At 47.0% G+C, this 18,197-nt stretch carries 8 protein-coding genes, 3 tRNA genes and 1 pseudogene; 9 read left to right on the top strand and 3 right to left on the bottom strand.

The genetic code is table 11. The features are described from left to right. The 3 genes and pseudogenes from ACJHYR_RS17760 to ACJHYR_RS17750 all read left to right on the top strand — a co-directional run. On the top strand, positions 1–1,206 hold a 1,206-nt coding region (locus ACJHYR_RS17760; RefSeq protein WP_410233124.1), incomplete at its 5' end, for a 3'-5' exoribonuclease domain-containing protein. Positions 1,207–1,264: 58 nt separating this feature from the next. Then, positions 1,265–1,468 (top strand): DUF4224 domain-containing protein, encoded by a 204-nt coding sequence (locus ACJHYR_RS17755; RefSeq protein WP_000096344.1) that lies wholly within the window; start codon positions 1,265–1,267, stop codon positions 1,466–1,468. Next, positions 1,468–2,518 (top strand): annotated as a pseudogene (locus ACJHYR_RS17750) (tyrosine-type recombinase/integrase). Before ACJHYR_RS17755 ends, ACJHYR_RS17750 begins: the two are co-directional and overlap by 1 nt. A gap of 27 nt (positions 2,519–2,545) precedes the next feature. Here ACJHYR_RS17750 and ACJHYR_RS17745 read toward each other — a convergent pair. Continuing rightward, a tRNA-Ser gene (locus ACJHYR_RS17745) sits at positions 2,546–2,635 on the bottom strand. A 93-nt stretch (positions 2,636–2,728) separates the two neighbouring features. On the opposite strand from ACJHYR_RS17745, the gene mtfA reads away from it, so the two are divergent. The 3 genes from mtfA (at position 2,729) to ACJHYR_RS17730 (ending at position 12,022) form a co-directional block, all read left to right on the top strand. After that, the gene (gene mtfA, locus ACJHYR_RS17740; protein WP_001300307.1) at positions 2,729–3,526 is read left to right on the top strand and encodes a DgsA anti-repressor MtfA; all 798 of its coding nucleotides are present in this window, start codon (positions 2,729–2,731) and stop codon (positions 3,524–3,526) included. A 100-nt stretch (positions 3,527–3,626) separates the two neighbouring features. Next, positions 3,627–3,702 (top strand) — tRNA-Asn (locus tag ACJHYR_RS17735). Between the two features lie 313 nt (positions 3,703–4,015). Continuing rightward, positions 4,016–12,022, top strand: a complete 8,007-nt coding sequence (locus ACJHYR_RS17730; protein WP_141011286.1) for an Ig-like domain-containing protein — start codon at positions 4,016–4,018, stop codon at positions 12,020–12,022. A gap of 260 nt (positions 12,023–12,282) precedes the next feature. Here the strand turns inward: ACJHYR_RS17730 and ACJHYR_RS17725 are convergent, their stop codons facing one another. Then, positions 12,283–13,335 carry a glycosyltransferase family 9 protein gene (locus tag ACJHYR_RS17725; protein WP_000477861.1) on the bottom strand — a complete coding sequence of 351 codons (1,053 nt, stop codon included), beginning with the start codon at positions 13,333–13,335 and terminating at the stop codon, positions 12,283–12,285. 314 nt (positions 13,336–13,649) lie between these two features. On the opposite strand from ACJHYR_RS17725, the gene shiA reads away from it, so the two are divergent. From shiA to ACJHYR_RS17710, 3 genes are all read left to right on the top strand, one after another. Continuing rightward, positions 13,650–14,954 carry a shikimate transporter gene (gene shiA, locus ACJHYR_RS17720; RefSeq protein ID WP_072837353.1) on the top strand — a complete coding sequence of 435 codons (1,305 nt, stop codon included), beginning with the start codon at positions 13,650–13,652 and terminating at the stop codon, positions 14,952–14,954. A gap of 101 nt (positions 14,955–15,055) precedes the next feature. Then, positions 15,056–16,510 carry an AMP nucleosidase gene (gene amn, locus ACJHYR_RS17715; protein ID WP_001060231.1) on the top strand — a complete coding sequence of 485 codons (1,455 nt, stop codon included), beginning with the start codon at positions 15,056–15,058 and terminating at the stop codon, positions 16,508–16,510. 341 nt (positions 16,511–16,851) lie between these two features. Next, on the top strand, positions 16,852–17,568 hold the full coding sequence (locus ACJHYR_RS17710; RefSeq protein ID WP_000532923.1) for a YebC/PmpR family DNA-binding transcriptional regulator: 717 nt from the start codon (positions 16,852–16,854) through the stop codon (positions 17,566–17,568). Between the two features lie 453 nt (positions 17,569–18,021). Here the strand turns inward: ACJHYR_RS17710 and ACJHYR_RS17705 are convergent. Then, positions 18,022–18,097 (bottom strand) — tRNA-Asn (locus tag ACJHYR_RS17705). Between the last annotated feature and the right edge of the window lie 100 nt (positions 18,098–18,197).

Genomic DNA, 18,197 nt, shown 5'->3' with positions numbered 1-18,197 from the left:
GTGGAACCGGATACAACTGAACATCATCCGGACACGCAGCCGCTGGATGCTCAGCCGCAGGTGAATTCTGTTGATGCGAAATATCAGAAACTGCGGGCAGAACTCCATGAAGCTAGGAAAAACATTCCGCCCAAAAATCCTGTCGATGCAGACAAATTACTGGCGGCCTCGCGTGGTGAGTTCGTTGAAGGGATTAGCGACCCGAATGATCTGAAATGGGTTAAGGGAGTCCAGACTCGCGATTCAGTGAACCAGAACCAGCAAGAAACGGAACAGAACGACCAGAAAGCGGAACAAAACAGCCAAAATGCGTTACAAAACGAGCCAGAAACGAAACAACCTGAGCCAGTAGCGCAACAGGAACCGGAAAAAGTCTGCACCGCCTGCGGTCAGACCAGCGGCGGCAACTGCCCTGATTGTGGCTCAGTAATGGGTGACGCAACATACCAGGAAACATTCAATGGAGAAAATCAGGCTGAATCTCAGGAAAAAAATCCGGAGGAAACGGAAGGCACTGAGCATCCGCACAAGGAGAACACTGGCGGCGCTCAGGGCCACGCCAGCGATAATAAAACTGGCGAAACAGAAAATTCCTTAATTAAGATGAACGGTCATCGTGAAATCACATCCACCAGCAGAGTATGGAATCACCTGTCAGTCGACCTTGAAACAATGGGAGCCAACACCAATGCACCCATAGTAGTTATTGGTGCGGTTTTCTTCGACCCGGAAACAGGGGAAATCGGGCCGGTATTTTATATCGTTATCAGCCTGACTGACGCAATGAATACAGGGGCTGTTCCTGATGGTGGCACCATCGAATGGTGGCTGAAGCAGTCCAGCGAAGCCAGAGCTGCCATTTTAACTGACCAGGTAAAAATGAAAGATGCCCTTTTGCGTTTTCGGCAATTCGTCAATGAACACTCTGATGAAAAATTCGTTCAGGTGTGGGGTAATGGCGCAACGTTCGATAACGCAATTTTGCGCACCTCATACGAACGTCTGGACATCCCCTGTCCGTGGCATTACAGCAACGATCGTGATGTACGCACAATCGTTGAGATGGGGAAAATCACAGACTTCAATGCCAGAAGCGTAATTCCATTCGAAGGCGTGCGCCATAATGCTCTGGATGACGCTCTTCACCAGGCAAAATACGTAACAGCCACTATACAAAAACTGATCCCGAATCAGGCTGATTTTTAATGTTCAACCCTAATCGCCGCTAACCGCATATAGTTAGCGGCGGTTATGAGATATAGCTATGAGCAGCTTATTTTTAACCGAAGATGAATTGCTAATATTAACGGGCTGCAAATATGCAAGCCACCAGCGAAAATGGTTAATGGAAAACGGGCTTCCGTTCTATACCAATCGTAGTGGCAAACCGATTGTCAGCCGGGATCTATTTACCTGCAATAAAACTTTACCACCACGCGAGGTAGAGCCGAATTTTGGTGCGATCTGATGGGAAGACGAAGGAAAAATTCTGAACACGAAAAATTACCTCCAAATGTATACCCAAATAAATATAGTTATGTATGGAAACCAACATCCAGAGAATCTGTAACACTAACCGCCATCAAGGATGGTTTAGCTGCTTTATGGAAAAAGTATGAGGAAACTGTAAATAATCGCGATCGTGCAATGACATTCGGTCGCTTGTGGGAAAAATTCCTCGCCAGCGCCTGTTACAGTGACCTTAGTCCAAGAACACAAAAAGATTATCTGCAACATCAAAAAAAGTTGCTTGCCGTATTCGGTAAGGTACCAGCGGATTCCATAAAACCAGAACACATCCGTCGATACATGGACAAAAGAGGGGAACAGAGTAAAACGCAAGCCAACCATGAAAAAAGCAGTATGTCCCGTGTTTACAGTTGGGGGTATGAGCGAGGGTACGTGAAGGCTAACCCATGTGCAGGAGTAAGTAAATTCAAGGCCAAAAACCGCGAACGATATGTAACCGACAAAGAATACCAGGCAGTATTAAGCGTGGCACCCCTTCCTGTTTTTATCGCAATGGAAATTGCCTATCTGTGTGCAGCGAGGGTTTCCGATGTGTTATCGCTGAAATGGGAGCAGATTGGAAACGACGGGATCTTTATCCAGCAAGGGAAAACAGGGAAAAAACAGATAAAAGCATGGAGTCCACGATTACAGGCAGCGGTCGAAAAAGCAAAACAGTTACCAAAATCCGCCTATGTGATCAGCAATCAATACGGCAACCGATATATGTACAAAGGCTTTAACGAAATGTGGGTAGAAGCAAGAAATCGCGCAGGCAAAGTTTCAGGTATTTTAACCGACTTCACCTTTCATGATCTGAAGGCGAAAGGAATTTCAGACTATGAAGGAAGCAGCCGGGATAAGCAACTTTTCTCTGGTCACAAAACCGAAGGGCAAGTGCTAATCTATGACCGGAAGGTTAAAGTTTCACCAACACTTGATGTCCCGTTACCTGAAAATATTCCAAGAAAATATTCCAAGTAATTCCAAGTGTGATTTTTGTCACTGACTTAATGATGTATAAGTGATTGAATTTTGGCGGAGAGAGGGGGATTTGAACCCCCGGTGGAGTTGCCCCCACTCCGGTTTTCGAGACCGGTCCGTTCAGCCGCTCCGGCATCTCTCCGTTCAGATGGTTGCCATGATGCCAGGAAATTTGGCATTTTAACAGTCCCTGTCCGTGCAATTTTGTTCAAGTGACGAGTTTGCGAGCAAAACGATGATTAAGTGGCCCTGGAAAGTACAAGAATCAGCACATCAAACTGCCCTTCCCTGGCAGGAAGCACTATCGATCCCCCTTTTAACGTGTCTGACGGAACAGGAACAAAGCAAATTAGTCACTCTTGCCGAACGTTTTTTACAGCAAAAGCGGCTTGTTCCTTTACAGGGCTTTGAACTGGATTCATTAAGAAGCTGCCGGATAGCACTTCTATTTTGCCTGCCCGTTCTGGAGTTAGGACTGGAATGGCTGGATGGTTTTCATGAAGTCTTAATTTATCCTGCGCCATTTGTGGTCGATGATGAATGGGAAGACGATATCGGTTTGGTGCATAACCAACGTATTGTTCAGTCAGGTCAGAGCTGGCAGCAAGGGCCTATCGTTTTGAACTGGTTGGATATACAAGATTCTTTTGATGCTTCTGGTTTTAACCTGATTATTCATGAAGTCGCTCATAAGCTGGACACCCGTAACGGCGATCGCGCCAGCGGAGTTCCCTTTATTCCGTTGCGTGAGGTTGCTGGCTGGGAACACGATCTTCATGCTGCAATGAACAACATTCAGGAAGAAATCGAATTGGTTGGCGAGAATGCGGCGAGCATTGATGCTTATGCTGCCAGTGATCCTGCTGAATGTTTTGCCGTACTTTCTGAATATTTCTTTAGCGCCCCAGAACTTTTTGCTCCTCGTTTCCCTTCATTGTGGCAACGTTTCTGCCAATTTTATCAACAAGATCCTTTGCAGAGACTGCATCGCACTAATGATACAGACTCGTTTTCGGCGACGAATGTTCATTAATTAACAATTTTGCAGATTAATTAACCAATTGAAATGACTTATGAAATTTAGTGTTGACAGACAAGGTACCGCTAAGTAATATGCGCCCCGTTCTCACGATTCCTCTGTAGTTCAGTCGGTAGAACGGCGGACTGTTAATCCGTATGTCACTGGTTCGAGTCCAGTCAGAGGAGCCAAATTCTAAAAATTCGCTTTTTTAGCGCAATGTCACTGACCTTAGTTGAGCATTGCTTTTTAACGGATAGCGGGTTTTTGACATCTTAAGCGCCCTCGACCTTTTTGGTTGAGGGCGTTTTGCTGTGAACGCCATCACCATTTTCCCCTCGATTATAAAACTTGAGTAATTCAGTAGTCTCCCCTCTTGCAACTCACACCCAAAACTGCTTAACGAAAAGTTATTAATTTTCAATCATATTGCTATCAGGATTTACTTTTTTTCGCTGTGCTAGAAAGGGCGCATTTATGTTAGCTCGTTCAGGGAAGGTAAGCATGGCTACGAAGAAGAGAAGTGGAGAAGAAATAAATGACCGACAAATCTTATGCGGGATGGGTATTAAACTACGCCGCTTAACTGCGGGTATCTGCCTGGTAACTCAACTTGTGTTCCCTATGACTGTGGCAGCACAAGGTGTGGTAAACGCCGCAACCCAACAACCAGTTCCTACACAAATCGCCATTGCAAATGCCAATACGGTGCCCTACACCCTTGGAGCGCTGGAATCGGCCCAAAGCGTTGCCGAACGTTTCGGTATTTCGTTGGCTGAGTTACGCAAACTCAACCAGTTTCGTACGTTTGCTCGAGGTTTTGATAATGTCCGCCAGGGGGATGAACTGGATGTCCCGGCACAAGTTAGTGAAAAAAAATTAACCCCGCCGCCGGGTAATAGCAGTGACAACCTCGAGCAACAGATAGCCAGTACTTCACAGCAAATCGGGTCTCTGCTCGCCGAAGATATGAACAGCGAGCAAGCGGCAAATATGGCGCGTGGATGGGCCTCTTCTCAGGCTTCAGGCGCAATGACAGACTGGTTAAGCCGCTTCGGTACCGCAAGAATCACGCTGGGCGTGGATGAAGATTTTAGCCTGAAGAATTCCCAGTTCGATTTTCTCCATCCGTGGTATGAAACGCCTGATAATCTCTTTTTCAGCCAGCATACCCTCCACCGTACTGACGAACGTACGCAGATTAACAACGGCTTGGGTTGGCGTCATTTCACTCCCACATGGATGTCGGGCATCAACTTCTTTTTCGACCACGACCTTAGCCGTTACCACTCCCGCGCCGGCATTGGCGCAGAGTACTGGCGCGACTATCTAAAATTAAGCAGTAACGGCTATTTGCGACTGACCAACTGGCGCAGCGCACCTGAACTGGACAACGATTATGAAGCACGCCCGGCCAATGGCTGGGATGTACGCGCAGAAGGCTGGCTACCCGCCTGGCCGCACCTTGGCGGTAAACTGGTCTATGAACAGTATTATGGCGATGAAGTGGCCCTGTTCGATAAAGATGATCGGCAAAGTAATCCTCATGCCATAACCGCTGGACTTAACTATACCCCCTTCCCGCTGATGACCTTCAGCGCGGAGCAACGCCAGGGTAAACAGGGTGAAAATGACACCCGTTTTGCCGTCGATTTTACCTGGCAACCTGGCAGCGCAATGCAGAAACAGCTTGACCCGAATGAAGTCGCTGCACGGCGTAGCCTTGCAGGCAGCCGTTATGAGCTGGTGGATCGCAACAACAACATCGTTCTGGAATATCGCAAAAAAGAACTGGTTCGCCTGACCCTGATAGACCCCGTGACAGGGAAGTCAGGAGAAGTGAAATCATTGGTTTCGTCGCTACAAACCAAATATGCCCTGAAAGGCTATAACGTCGAAGCCACCGCTCTGGAAGCTGCCGGTGGTAAAGTGGTCACAACAGGTAAAGATATTCTGGTTACCCTGCCGCCGTACCGGTTCACCAGTACGCCAGAAACCGATAACACCTGGCCGATTGAAGTCACCGCTGAAGATGTCAAAGGCAATTTTTCGAATCGTGAACAGAGCATGGTAGTCGTTCAGGCACCTACGCTAAGCCAGAAAGATTCCTCGGTATCGTTAAGTACCCAGACGTTGAGCGCGGATTCCCATTCAACCGCCACACTGACTTTTATTGCTCATGATGCAGCAGGTAATCCTGTTATCGGGCTGGTGCTCTCGACGCGTCACGAAGGTGTTCAGGACATCACCCTTTCTGACTGGAAAGATAATGGTGACGGAAGCTATACCCAGATCCTGACCACAGGATCGATGTCTGGCACGCTGACGCTTATGCCACAGCTGAACGGTGTGGATGCGGCTAAAGCCCCCGCCGTGGTGAATATCATTTCTGTTTCGTCATCCCGGACTCACTCGTCAATTAAGATTGATAAGGACCGTTATCTCTCCGGGAATCCTATCGAGGTGACGGTAGAACTGAGAGATGAAAATGACAAACCTGTTAAGGAACAAAAACAGCAACTTAATACCGCAGTCAGCATCGACAACGTGAAACCAGGTGTCACTACAGACTGGAAAGAAACCGCAGATGGTGTCTATAAGGCAACCTATACCGCCTATACCAAAGGCAGTGGGCTTACTGCGAAGCTGTTAATGCAAAACTGGAATGAAGATTTGCATACCGCTGGATTTATCATCGACGCCAACCCGCAGTCAGCGAAAATTGCGACATTATCTGCCAGCAATAATGGTGTGCTCGCCAATGAGAATGCAGCAAACACCGTCTCGGTCAATGTCGCTGATGAAGGAAGCAACCCAATCAATGATCATACCGTCACATTTGCGGTATTAAGCGGATCGGCAACTTCCTTCAACAATCAAAACACCGCAAAAACGGATGTTAATGGTCTGGCGACTTTTGATCTGAAAAGTAGTAAGCAGGAAGACAACACGGTTGAAGTCACCCTTGAAAATGGCGTGAAACAAACGTTAATCGTCAGTTTTGTCGGCGACTCGAGTACCGCGCAGGTTGATCTGCAGAAGTCGAAAAATGAAGTGGTCGCTGACGGCAATGACAGCGCCACAATGACAGCGACAGTTCGGGATGCAAAAGGCAACCTGCTCAATGACGTCAAGGTCACCTTCAATGTTAATTCAGCAGAGGCGAAACTGAGCCAAACCGAAGTGAATAGCCACGACGGGATCGCCACAGCCACGCTGACCAGTTTAAAAAACGGTGATTATAGGGTTACGGCCTCTGTGAGCTCTGGTTCCCAGGCCAATCAACAGGTGAATTTTATCGGTGATCAAAGTACTGCTGCCCTGACCCTCAGTGTGCCTTCAGGTGATATCACCGTCACCAACACAGCTCCGCAACATATGACTGCAACCTTGCAGGATAAAAATGGCAACCCACTAAAAGATAAAGAAATCACCTTCACTGTGCCAAACGACGTCGCAAGTCGGTTCTCGATTAGTAACGGCGGAAAAGGCATGACGGATAGTAACGGGGTTGCAATCGCCTCCCTGACCGGCACGTTAGCGGGCACGCATATGATCACGGCTCGTCTGGCTAACAGCAATGTCAGCGATACACAGCCAATGACGTTTGTGGCGGATAAAGACAGCGCAGTTGTCGTTCTGCAAACATCGAAAGCGGAAATCATTGGGAATGGCGTGGATGAGACGACGCTGACAGCAACAGTAAAAGATCCTTTTGATAACGTGGTTAAAAATCTGTCAGTAGTCTTCCGCACCTCCCCCGCAGACACGCAACTGAGTCTGAACACGCGTAATACTAATGAGAACGGTATTGCTGAAGTTACCCTTAAGGGCACGGTTTTGGGTGTTCATACAGCCGAAGCCATACTGCTTAACGGCAATAGAGATACGAAGACAGTCAATATTGCGCCCGACGCCAGCAACGCGCAGGTCACGCTGAATATCCCTGCTCAACAGGTGGTGACGAATAACAGTGACAGCGTGCAGCTGACGGCGACGGTGAAAGATCCGTCGAATCATCCGGTGGCGGGAATAACGGTGAACTTCACCATGCCACAGGACGTTGCGGCAAACTTTACCCTCGAAAATAACGGCATTGCCATCACTCAGGCCAATGGCGAAGCGCATGTCACCCTCAAAGGCAAAAAAGCGGGCACGCATATGGTTACCGCAACGCTGGGTAACAATAATGCCAGCGATGCGCAGCCAGTCACCTTCGTGGCGGATAAGGACAGCGCAGTTGTCGTTCTGCAAACATCGAAAGCGGAAATCATTGGGAATGGCGTGGATGAGACAACGCTGACAGCAACAGTGAAAGATCCTTTTGATAACGTAGTAAAAGATCTACCGGTCACCTTTAGTACTAACCCGGCTGATACTCAACTTAGTCAGAGCACGAGCAATACTAACGACAGTGGTGTTGCTGAAGTTACCCTTAAGGGCACGGTTTTGGGTGTTCATACAGCCGAAGCCACACTGCCTAACGGCAACAACGATACGAAGACAGTCAATATTGCGCCCGATACCAGCAACGCGCAGGTCACCCTGAACATCCCTGCTCAACAGGTGGTGACGAATAACAGCGACAGCGTGCAGCTGACGGCAACGGTGAAAGATCCGTCGAATCATCCGGTGGCGGGAATAACGGTGAACTTCACCATGCCACAGGACGTTGCGGCAGACTTTACCCTCGAAAATAACGGTATTGCCATCACTCAGGCTAATGGCGAAGCGCATGTCACCCTCAAAGGCAAAAAAGCGGGCACGCATACGGTTACCGCAACGCTGGGTAATAACAATACCAGTGATTCGCAGCCGGTAACGTTTGTGGCGGACAAAACCTCGGCTCAGGTTGTCCTGCAGATGTCAAAAGATGAGATCACAGGTAATGGCGTCGATAACGCAACGCTAACTGCAACGGTTAAAGATCAGTTCGACAATGAGGTGAACAATCTTCCGGTAACATTCAGCTCAGCCTCTTCAGGACTCACCCTGACCCCGGGAGTGAGTAATACCAATGAGTCTGGCATCGCGCAGGCCACTCTCGCAGGCGTTGCCTTTGGTGAGCAGACGGTCACTGCATCACTGGCTAATAATGGTGCCAGCGACAACAAAACGGTGCATTTTATTGGCGACACAGCGGCGGCAAAAATTATCGAGTTGACGGCTGTGCCAGACCGCATAATCGCCGGTACCTCGCAGAACAGCTCCGGCAGCGTCATTACCGCCACAGTCGTTGATAATAATGGCTTTCCGGTAAAAGGTGTGACTGTGAGCTTTACCAGCAGAACAAAATCTGCCGAAATGACGAACGGCGGCCAAGCCGTGACGAACGAACAGGGTAAAGCTACCGTCACTTATACCAATACCCGCTCCTCGAGAGAAACAGGAGCGAGACCGGATACCATTGAAGCTAGCCTGGAAAATGGTAGCTCCACGCTTAGCACGTCCATTCAAGTCGACGCTGATGCGTCTACGGCACATCTCACCTCGCTTTATACCCTTTATGACACACAATTGGCAGGCGAGGATACCGCTCTGTACATTACGGTGAATGATATTTACGGCAATGGTGTACCCCTGCATCAGGTAAGCCTCAGCGTTTCGCCGAGTGAAGGCGTGACCCTCAGTAATAACGGTATAAATACTACCAACCACGACGGCTATTTATACGCAAGCATGACCGCTACAAAAGCCGGGGTTTATCAAGTGACGGCAACCCTCGACAATGGCGATTCGATGCAACACACAGTGACCTATGTGCCGAACGTCGCGAATGCTGAAATCTCGCTGGCAGCCTCGAAGGATCCGGTGATTGCCGACAATAACGATCTCACGACACTAACAGCAACAGTCGCTGATACAGAGGGCAATGCGATAGCCAACACTGAGGTAACATTTACTCTGCCGGAAGATGTGAGGGCGAACTTCACGCTGAGCGATGGCGGTAAAGCGATTACTGATACTGAAGGCAAAGCGAAAGTCACGCTGAAAGGTACAAAAGCAGGCGCTCATACTGTTACAGCATCGATGGCTGGCGGTAAGAGCGGACAACTGGTGGTGAACTTTACTGCGGATACGCTCACTGCGCAGGTTAATCTTAACGTTACCGAGGACAACTTTATCGCCAATAACGTTTGGATGACCACACTTCAGGCAACAGTGACTGATGGAAACGGCAACCCGTTAGCCAATGAGGCGGTGACATTCACGCTACCGGCAGATGTGAGCGCAAGCTTCACTCTCGGACAAGGCGGTTCCGCCATTACAGACATCAACGGCAAGGCTGAAGTTACACTGAGCGGTACAAAATCCGGCACCTACCCCGTGACAGTTAGCGTGAACAATTATGGTGTCAGTGATACGAAACAGGTGACGTTGATTGCCGATGCTGGTACCGCAAAACTGGCTGGTTTTACCGCATCATCAAGCTCATTCACCGCGAGCACAACCGAGGGCGCGACCCTGACGGCAAGCGTCACTGACGCTTACGGCAACCCGCTAGAAGGCATCATGGTCAATTTCCGCGGCAGCGCCACGCTGAGTAACACCAGCGTCGAAACGGATGCTCAGGGTAAGGCAGAAGTTCTTGTGACCAGCACCATTGCAGGAACGAAAGTAATTACAGCTAATCTGGCAAATGCACCTACCGAAGCCGCCATGCGAACGCTGACTGTCAAAGCAGATATTGATTCTGCGACGATCACCAGTCTGGAGATGCCTGAAGGTCAGGTAATAATCAGAGAACCCATAGCGGTTAAAGCACACGTCGACGACCAGTTTGGCAATCCAGTTGCTGACCAACTTGTGACATTCAGTGCAGAGCCATCAAGTTTTAACATGGTCATTAGTCAGGATACGGTTTCTACGAATAGGCAGGGTATAGCTGAGGTCACCATGACGCCTGGAAGATACGGTTCGTATACTGTGAAAGCATCCCTGGCGAATGGATCCTCTTATGAGAAGGATCTGGTGGTAATCGATCTAAGACTAACACTCACGGCATCAAGTCAACTTATCGGCGTCAATGACCCATCGGGAGCAACTCTGACTGTAAGGTTAACTCATGCAAACGGGGCTCCATTGAGCCATGAACTCGTTACCTTTAGCGTAACGCCCGAAGGTGCAACGTTAAGTAGCCAAACGGCGACAACCAACACTTCAGGTGAGGCACAAGTCGTTCTGACCAGCAATAAAGTCGGTACATATGTGGTGACAGCATCGATCCAAAGCGGCGTAATTATTCAGACACAGACAACCGTGAAGGTTACTGGCAACCCAAGCACAGCACATGTTGCTAGTTTTATCGCTGATCCGTCGACTCTCACGGCCAACAACAGTGATATCAGCACGTTAAAGGCTACTGTTGAAGATAGCAGTGGGAACCTGGTCGAAGGTGTCAATGTGAACTTCGCATTAAAAAGAGGCTTTGCCTTTGCCACATTAACGTCATTAACAGCGGTGACCGATCAAAACGGAGTCGCGACAACGAGCGTAAGAGGAGCGATAACGGGGAGCGTCACGGTAAGCGCAGAAACGAGCTATGGTGGGGCGCAAACAGTAGATATAACGCTGGTGGCAGGCCCGGCAGACGCCTCGCAGTCCGTCCTTAAAAACAACCGGTCATCACTGAAAGGGGACTTTACCGAAAGTGCTGAACTATATCTTGTTTTACACGATCTATCAGGTCATCCGATCAATGTTTCTGAAGGGCTGGAATTTGTGCAATCAGGTACCAATGTGCCCTATGTGCAAATCAGCACAATTGATTACACTCAAAATTTATACGGTGAGTATAAAGCCACTGTTACAGGCGGCGGAGAGGGTATCGCAACGCTGATCCCCGTGTTGAATGGTGTTCACCAGGCGGGTCTGAGTACCACGATAGAATTCATTAGCGCGGGAACCAGACCAATGACCGGTACAGTATCAGTGAATGGTGCAAACCTACCTGCAGCTTCATTCCCTTCGCAGGGATTTACCGGGGCGTATTATCAGTTGAATAATGACAACTTTGCACCAGGAAAAACGGCGGCAGATTATACGTTTTCAAGCACTGCCTCCTGGGTTGATGTTGATACTTCCGGTAAGGTGACATTCAAAAATGTCGGAGATAGAAATGCTGTAATAATCACGGCGACCCCAAGATCAGGTGGCGCTATTTACCAAACGCAAGTACGGGTGAAGGGCTGGTGGGTGAATCACGGTAATAACCTCATGCAATTAAGCCAGGCTGAAAACTACTGCAGCAACCAGGTCGGTAATGGCTACACCCTTCCCCGCGCGGACCTTTTAAGCAATGGACACATGCGGCGCGAAATAGGGTCACTGTATGGTGAATGGGGAGATATGGGAAATTACATGAACGAAGCTGATTTTTATTCAATGGTATATTGGTCATCTAATTCTGCAGGCGCAGGCCAACAATACATTGTCTCCCTGGAAACAGGGACGCAAAACACTTATCAAACGCATGAATTTTTTTATGGGGCGTGTTATAAACAGATTTAATTTTTCGTTATAATTTCTTAAAGAGTGCTCCATTCGGGGCACTCTTTTTTACATTCCCTCTACAGAACTTGCCCTTCTCTCACAGAAAATGAATAAATAAAAATGCGATACCGCCAGATTCGCGTTCGGTGTGACTATGGTTGTATCCGGTGAGTACAGCTTTGATCCAAAGGCTGGCTTCTGTGATGATTAACCAGCCTCAGGGTATTGATGACACCACCGTTCATAACAGATCAGCATTACTATGCATAAATACTGCCTCATATTCTCGCCAAAACACTTTTTAATGCCTTTGCGAATTCATCCAGACTTATATTGTCAATTTTTTGCCCAACGACGACTGACTCCGAAACATCGGCCATTGCTGGCCATCGCGTTTTGTAATCAGCATAAATTGCAACAACGGGGGTATTATAGGCACTTGCCATATGTAATATTGAGGTGTCAGGAGTTATTGCGATATAAGCATCTTTTATGATTGCTGCTGAACGTTTAATCGAGGGTGATAAGGGTAAACGGTAGACATTATTATAACAATCCACTAACACCCTGGCTTTTTCTTCCCCTTTGGGTCCATGAACGATCACTATTGGTATATCTGTTTCACTTTGAATTTTTTCTATTAGATTTTCTGCAATCGATAATGAAAATGTACGCTCCTGCGAGCTACCTTCTAAATTAAGCGCAATGTAAGATCCTAACGATCGCATTTCCTCGCGCACCTCATCGAGTACATCCTCACTTAGTGGCAATTCATATATTGGCCTGACTGCTGGAAAACCCGCCTCACGCATCATAAATGCCCATGTCATGGGTACGGGAGCCCGGAGACTCTGATCCATCCGGGACGCGTCCTTACACAAAGGGGAATAGCACTTCATGGTTAAACCAACAACCTGAAAATTCGTTTTTGCTTTCAACTGACTGATAAATAACATCGTTTTCAGGTTCTTTTTACGCATCGCCTCTATACAAAGATCCGGCGTACCGTATTGCTGTGTTATGTTCTTCGCTAAATCTTTTATTTCTTTTAATGTTGCGTGATCCTGCATAGTCATTGTGACTATTGTTAATTTAATTTGTTCAAGTTTAAGCGCATTAAAGACTTCTAAATTAATAGTCGAAGTAACAATTAAAAGATGCTTAATTTTATGCAATTCAAGCGCCCGAATAACTGGAAAGATGGCCATAGCATCGCCAATCTGATCGGGAATATGGATAACAACAAACTCTGTTTTTTCAATATTGAAATTAAAAGCTTTATAATCGTAGTAACTAAATGCAATACGTCTCAACAATGATGCTAAAAACATAACTAACCCCGCCTCCCTACTGGTTATAATGCAATGCAGTTTATCAGACTCATCAGGGCGCAATTTTGTGCATATGCGGACTTTTATGTTTCATATCTCGAATCTGTGGATCCTCTGCTTAATCCTTAAACAACACCAGCAACTCCTGCGCTTTCATCTTCCATCGAATTTTTCATGTTGCCGCTAATCAGCCATAAAATCATTTGCAGATGCGCTCTGTCGAGGTAGTCTCATAAGGTTCGTTTATAGATCGACGGCAATGTGAGTTACCTTTTCCATACTAATTATAAAAAGACAGTACAAACAGGATCATTATGGACTCCACGCTCATCTCCACTCGTCCCGATGAAGGGACGCTTTCGTTAAGTCGCGCCCGACGAGCTGCGTTAGGCAGTTTCGCTGGTGCCGTCGTCGACTGGTATGATTTTTTACTCTATGGCATTACCGCCGCACTGGTGTTTAATCGCGAGTTTTTCCCGCAAGTAAGCCCGGCGATGGGAACGCTCGCCGCATTTGCCACCTTTGGTGTCGGCTTCCTTTTCCGACCGCTCGGCGGTGTCATTTTCGGTCACTTTGGCGACCGACTGGGACGTAAGCGCATGTTAATGCTGACCGTCTGGATGATGGGCATCGCGACAGCCTTGATTGGTATTCTTCCTTCATTCTCGACCATTGGGTGGTGGGCACCTATTTTGCTGGTGACACTGCGTGCCATTCAGGGATTTGCCGTCGGCGGCGAATGGGGAGGCGCAGCGTTACTTTCCGTTGAAAGTGCACCGAAAAATAAAAAAGCCTTTTACAGTAGCGGTGTACAAGTTGGCTACGGAGTAGGTTTACTGCTTTCGACCGGACTGGTTTCATTGATCAGTATGATGACGACTGACGAACAGTTTTTAAGCTGGGGCTGGCGCATTCCTTTCCTGTTTAGCATCGTACTGGTACTGGGGGCATTGTGGGTGCGTAATGGCATGGAGGAGTCCGCGGAATTTGAACAACAGCAACATAATCAAGCGGCCGCGAAAAAACGCATCCCGGTTATCGAAGCACTATTACGACATCCCGGTGCTTTCCTGAAGATTATTGCGCTACGACTGTGCGAGTTGCTGACGATGTACATCGTTACCGCCTTCGCACTTAATTATTCAACCCAGAATATGGGGTTACCGCGCGAACTTTTCCTCAATATTGGTTTGCTGGTCGGTGGATTAAGCTGCCTGACAATTCCCTGTTTTGCCTGGCTTGCCGATCGTTTTGGTCGCCGCAGGGTTTATATCACAGGCGCGTTGATCGGAACGTTGAGCGCATTTCCTTTCTTTATGGCGCTTGAAGCACAATCTATTTTCTGGATAGTTTTCTTCTCCATAATGCTGGCAAACATTGCGCATGACATGGTGGTGTGCGTGCAACAACCGATGTTTACCGAAATGTTTGGTGCCAGTTATCGCTATAGTGGTGCTGGAGTCGGTTATCAGGTTGCCAGTGTGGTTGGCGGTGGATTTACACCTTTTATTGCCGCTGCACTCATCACTTACTTTGCCGGGAACTGGATTTATTTGCTGGCTGGATGTCTGATTTCTGCAATAACCGCTTTGTTGATGAAAGACAGTCAACGCGCTTGATAGTCTGGCGAAGATCACCCGATCTTCGCCTTACACTTTTGTTTCACATTCCTGTGACATACTATCGGATGTGCGGTAATTGTATGGAACAGGAGACACACATGAATAATAAGGGCTCCGGTCTGACCCCAGCTCAGGCACTGGATAAACTCGACGCGCTGTATGAGCAATCTGTAGTCGCATTACGCAACGCCATTGGCAAATATATTACAAGTGGCGAATTACCTGATGAAAACGCCCGCAAACAAGGTCTTTTTGTCTATCCATCACTGACCGTAACCTGGGACGGTAGCACAACCAATCCCCCCAAAACGCGCGCATTTGGTCGTTTTACTCACGCAGGCAGCTACACCACCACGATTACTCGCCCTACTCTCTTTCGTTCGTATCTCAATGAACAACTTACGTTGCTGTATCAGGATTATGGTGCGCATATCTCGGTGCAACCCTCGCAGCATGAAATCCCTTATCCTTATGTCATCGATGGCTCTGAATTGACACTTGATCGCTCAATGAGCGCTGGGTTAACTCGCTATTTCCCGACAACAGAACTGGCGCAAATTGGCGATGAAACTGCAGACGGCATTTATCATCCAACTGAATTCTCCCCGCTATCGCATTTTGATGCGCGCCGCGTCGATTTTTCCCTCGCGCGGTTGCGCCATTATACCGGTACGCCAGTTGAACATTTTCAGCCGTTCGTCTTGTTTACCAACTACACACGTTATGTGGATGAATTCGTTCGTTGGGGATGCAGCCAGATCCTCGATCCTGATAGTCCCTACATTGCCCTTTCTTGTGCTGGCGGGAACTGGATCACCGCCGAAACCGAAGCGCCAGAAGAAGCCATTTCCGACCTTGCATGGAAAAAACACCAGATGCCAGCATGGCATTTAATTACCGCCGATGGTCAGGGTATTACTCTGGTGAATATTGGCGTGGGACCGTCAAATGCTAAAACCATCTGCGATCATCTGGCAGTGCTGCGCCCGGATGTCTGGTTGATGATTGGTCACTGTGGTGGCTTACGTGAAAGCCAGGCCATTGGAGATTATGTACTTGCACACGCTTATTTACGCGATGACCACGTTCTTGATGCGGTACTGCCGCCCGATATTCCTATTCCGAGCATTGCTGAAGTGCAACGTGCGCTTTATGACGCTACTAAGTTAGTCAGCGGCAGGCCCGGTGAGGAAGTTAAACAGCGGCTACGTACTGGCACTGTGGTAACCACAGATGACAGGAACTGGGAATTACGTTACTCAGCTTCTGCACTTCGTTTTAACTTAAGCCGGGCCGTAGCAATTGATATGGAAAGTGCAACCATTGCCGCGCAAGGATATCGTTTCCGCGTGCCATACGGGACACTACTGTGTGTTTCAGATAAACCGTTGCATGGTGAGATTAAACTTCCCGGTCAGGCTAACCGTTTTTATGAAGGTGCTATTTCCGAACACCTGCAAATTGGCATTCGGGCGATCGATTTGCTGCGCGCAGAAGGCGACCGACTGCATTCACGTAAATTACGAACCTTTAATGAGCCGCCGTTCCGGTAATAAGTTCTGTTCCTTTTTATCAGGAATAGATGTGAAGGATTTAGTAAGTCATCCAGCAAATAGCCTGCAATAAAGCAGGCTGTTTGCTTCCTGGGGCGGATACGAGTTTTATTATAGCCTTAATGATTTCCACATATTAAAAGCAAGTATGCTTTCAAAACACAATTATAAAAAAATCCGCCAACAACATTAGTTTTTATGAGATTAAATATAATATTATGGCTTTAGAATATTTTTATTTCTAATAGACGAGATTTTTCCTGTTATGATATAATATGCCGAATTAACACATGTTAACGATTTACCAGTAATGTAAATAAATTTTCGAGGAGATCATTCCAGTGGGACGTAAATGGGCCAATATTGTTGCTAAAAAAACGGCTAAAGACGGTGCAACGTCTAAAATTTATGCAAAATTCGGTGTAGAAATCTATGCTGCTGCCAAACAAGGTGAACCCGATCCAGAATTAAACACATCTTTAAAATTCGTTATTGAACGAGCAAAGCAGGCACAAGTTCCAAAGCATGTTATTGATAAAGCAATTGATAAAGCCAAAGGCGGCGGAGATGAAACGTTCGTGCAGGGCCGTTATGAAGGCTTTGGTCCTAATGGCTCAATGATTATCGCTGAGACCTTGACTTCTAATGTTAACCGTACGATTGCTAACGTTCGCACAATTTTCAATAAAAAAGGCGGCAATATCGGAGCGGCAGGTTCTGTCAGCTATATGTTTGACAATACGGGTGTGATTGTATTTAAAGGAACAGACCCTGACCATATTTTTGAAATTTTACTTGAAGCTGAAGTTGATGTTCGTGATGTGACTGAAGAAGAAGGTAACATTGTTATTTATACTGAACCTACTGACCTTCATAAAGGAATCGCGGCTCTAAAAGCAGCTGGAATCACTGAGTTCTCAACAACAGAATTAGAAATGATTGCTCAATCTGAAGTTGAGCTTTCCCCAGAAGATTTAGAAATCTTTGAAGGGCTTGTTGATGCCCTTGAAGATGACGACGATGTACAAAAAGTTTATCATAACGTCGCAAATCTCTAATTATATTTTAAAGAAATCTGTCTTTATGGCAGATTTCTTTAATCTCATATAATCCTTATAAAAAATATAATGTTCAACTCGTCATATTGCTTATAAAAAATCCCCGTTTCCAGAGAAATAATATTTATTAAAATTCCAGGTTTTCTTTTTCTGATTACAGAAGACAAAGTGGTAATTACGCATAGTTTCCCGATAATGACGTGACAGCGACATCCCGCATAAGGCATTTTTCTCTTTATCTTTGTACGGTACTTCATGGAACAGAGTTTTTGACCTTGTGAATCGTGATGTCTGTTGGGGAGGGGCAATTTGCTCACTGAAGCGTGAGACTCGATTAAGCGCACGAAACACAGAAATCAAAAACCCGGTCACTTTTTACAAGGTAACCGGGTAAAAATAATTTTTATTTTTTAACTGTTTTGAGACTCATAGAGATGTCTCAAAACTAAAATTTGGCTCCTCTGACTGGACTCGAACCAGTGACATACGGATTAACAGTCCGCCGTTCTACCGACTGAACTACAGAGGAATCGTGAGAACGAGGCGAATATTAGCGATGCCCATCCACAATGTCAAAGCCTGTTTTTTAAATTTGAAATCGTTTGCTGAAATAATCTGCATTTTGTCGT

It is taken from the genome of Escherichia sp. WS1450 (assembly GCF_046487395.1).
GTDB classification, from domain to species: Bacteria; Pseudomonadota; Gammaproteobacteria; order Enterobacterales; family Enterobacteriaceae; genus Escherichia; species Escherichia coli.
This window is presented reverse-complemented; position numbering and strand designations above follow the sequence as displayed.

Excerpts from the sequence above, each read along its gene's own strand:
- ACJHYR_RS17755 (WP_000096344.1), top strand. The coding sequence starts at position 1,265 with ATGAGCAGCTTATTTTTAACCGAAGATGAATTGCTAATATTAACGGGC.
- mtfA (WP_001300307.1), top strand. The coding sequence starts at position 2,729 with ATGATTAAGTGGCCCTGGAAAGTACAAGAATCAGCACATCAAACTGCC.
- ACJHYR_RS17730 (WP_141011286.1), top strand. The coding sequence starts at position 4,016 with ATGGCTACGAAGAAGAGAAGTGGAGAAGAAATAAATGACCGACAAATC.
- ACJHYR_RS17725 (WP_000477861.1), bottom strand. The coding sequence starts at position 13,335 with ATGTTTTTAGCATCATTGTTGAGACGTATTGCATTTAGTTACTACGAT.
- shiA (WP_072837353.1), top strand. The coding sequence starts at position 13,650 with ATGGACTCCACGCTCATCTCCACTCGTCCCGATGAAGGGACGCTTTCG.
- amn (WP_001060231.1), top strand. The coding sequence starts at position 15,056 with ATGAATAATAAGGGCTCCGGTCTGACCCCAGCTCAGGCACTGGATAAA.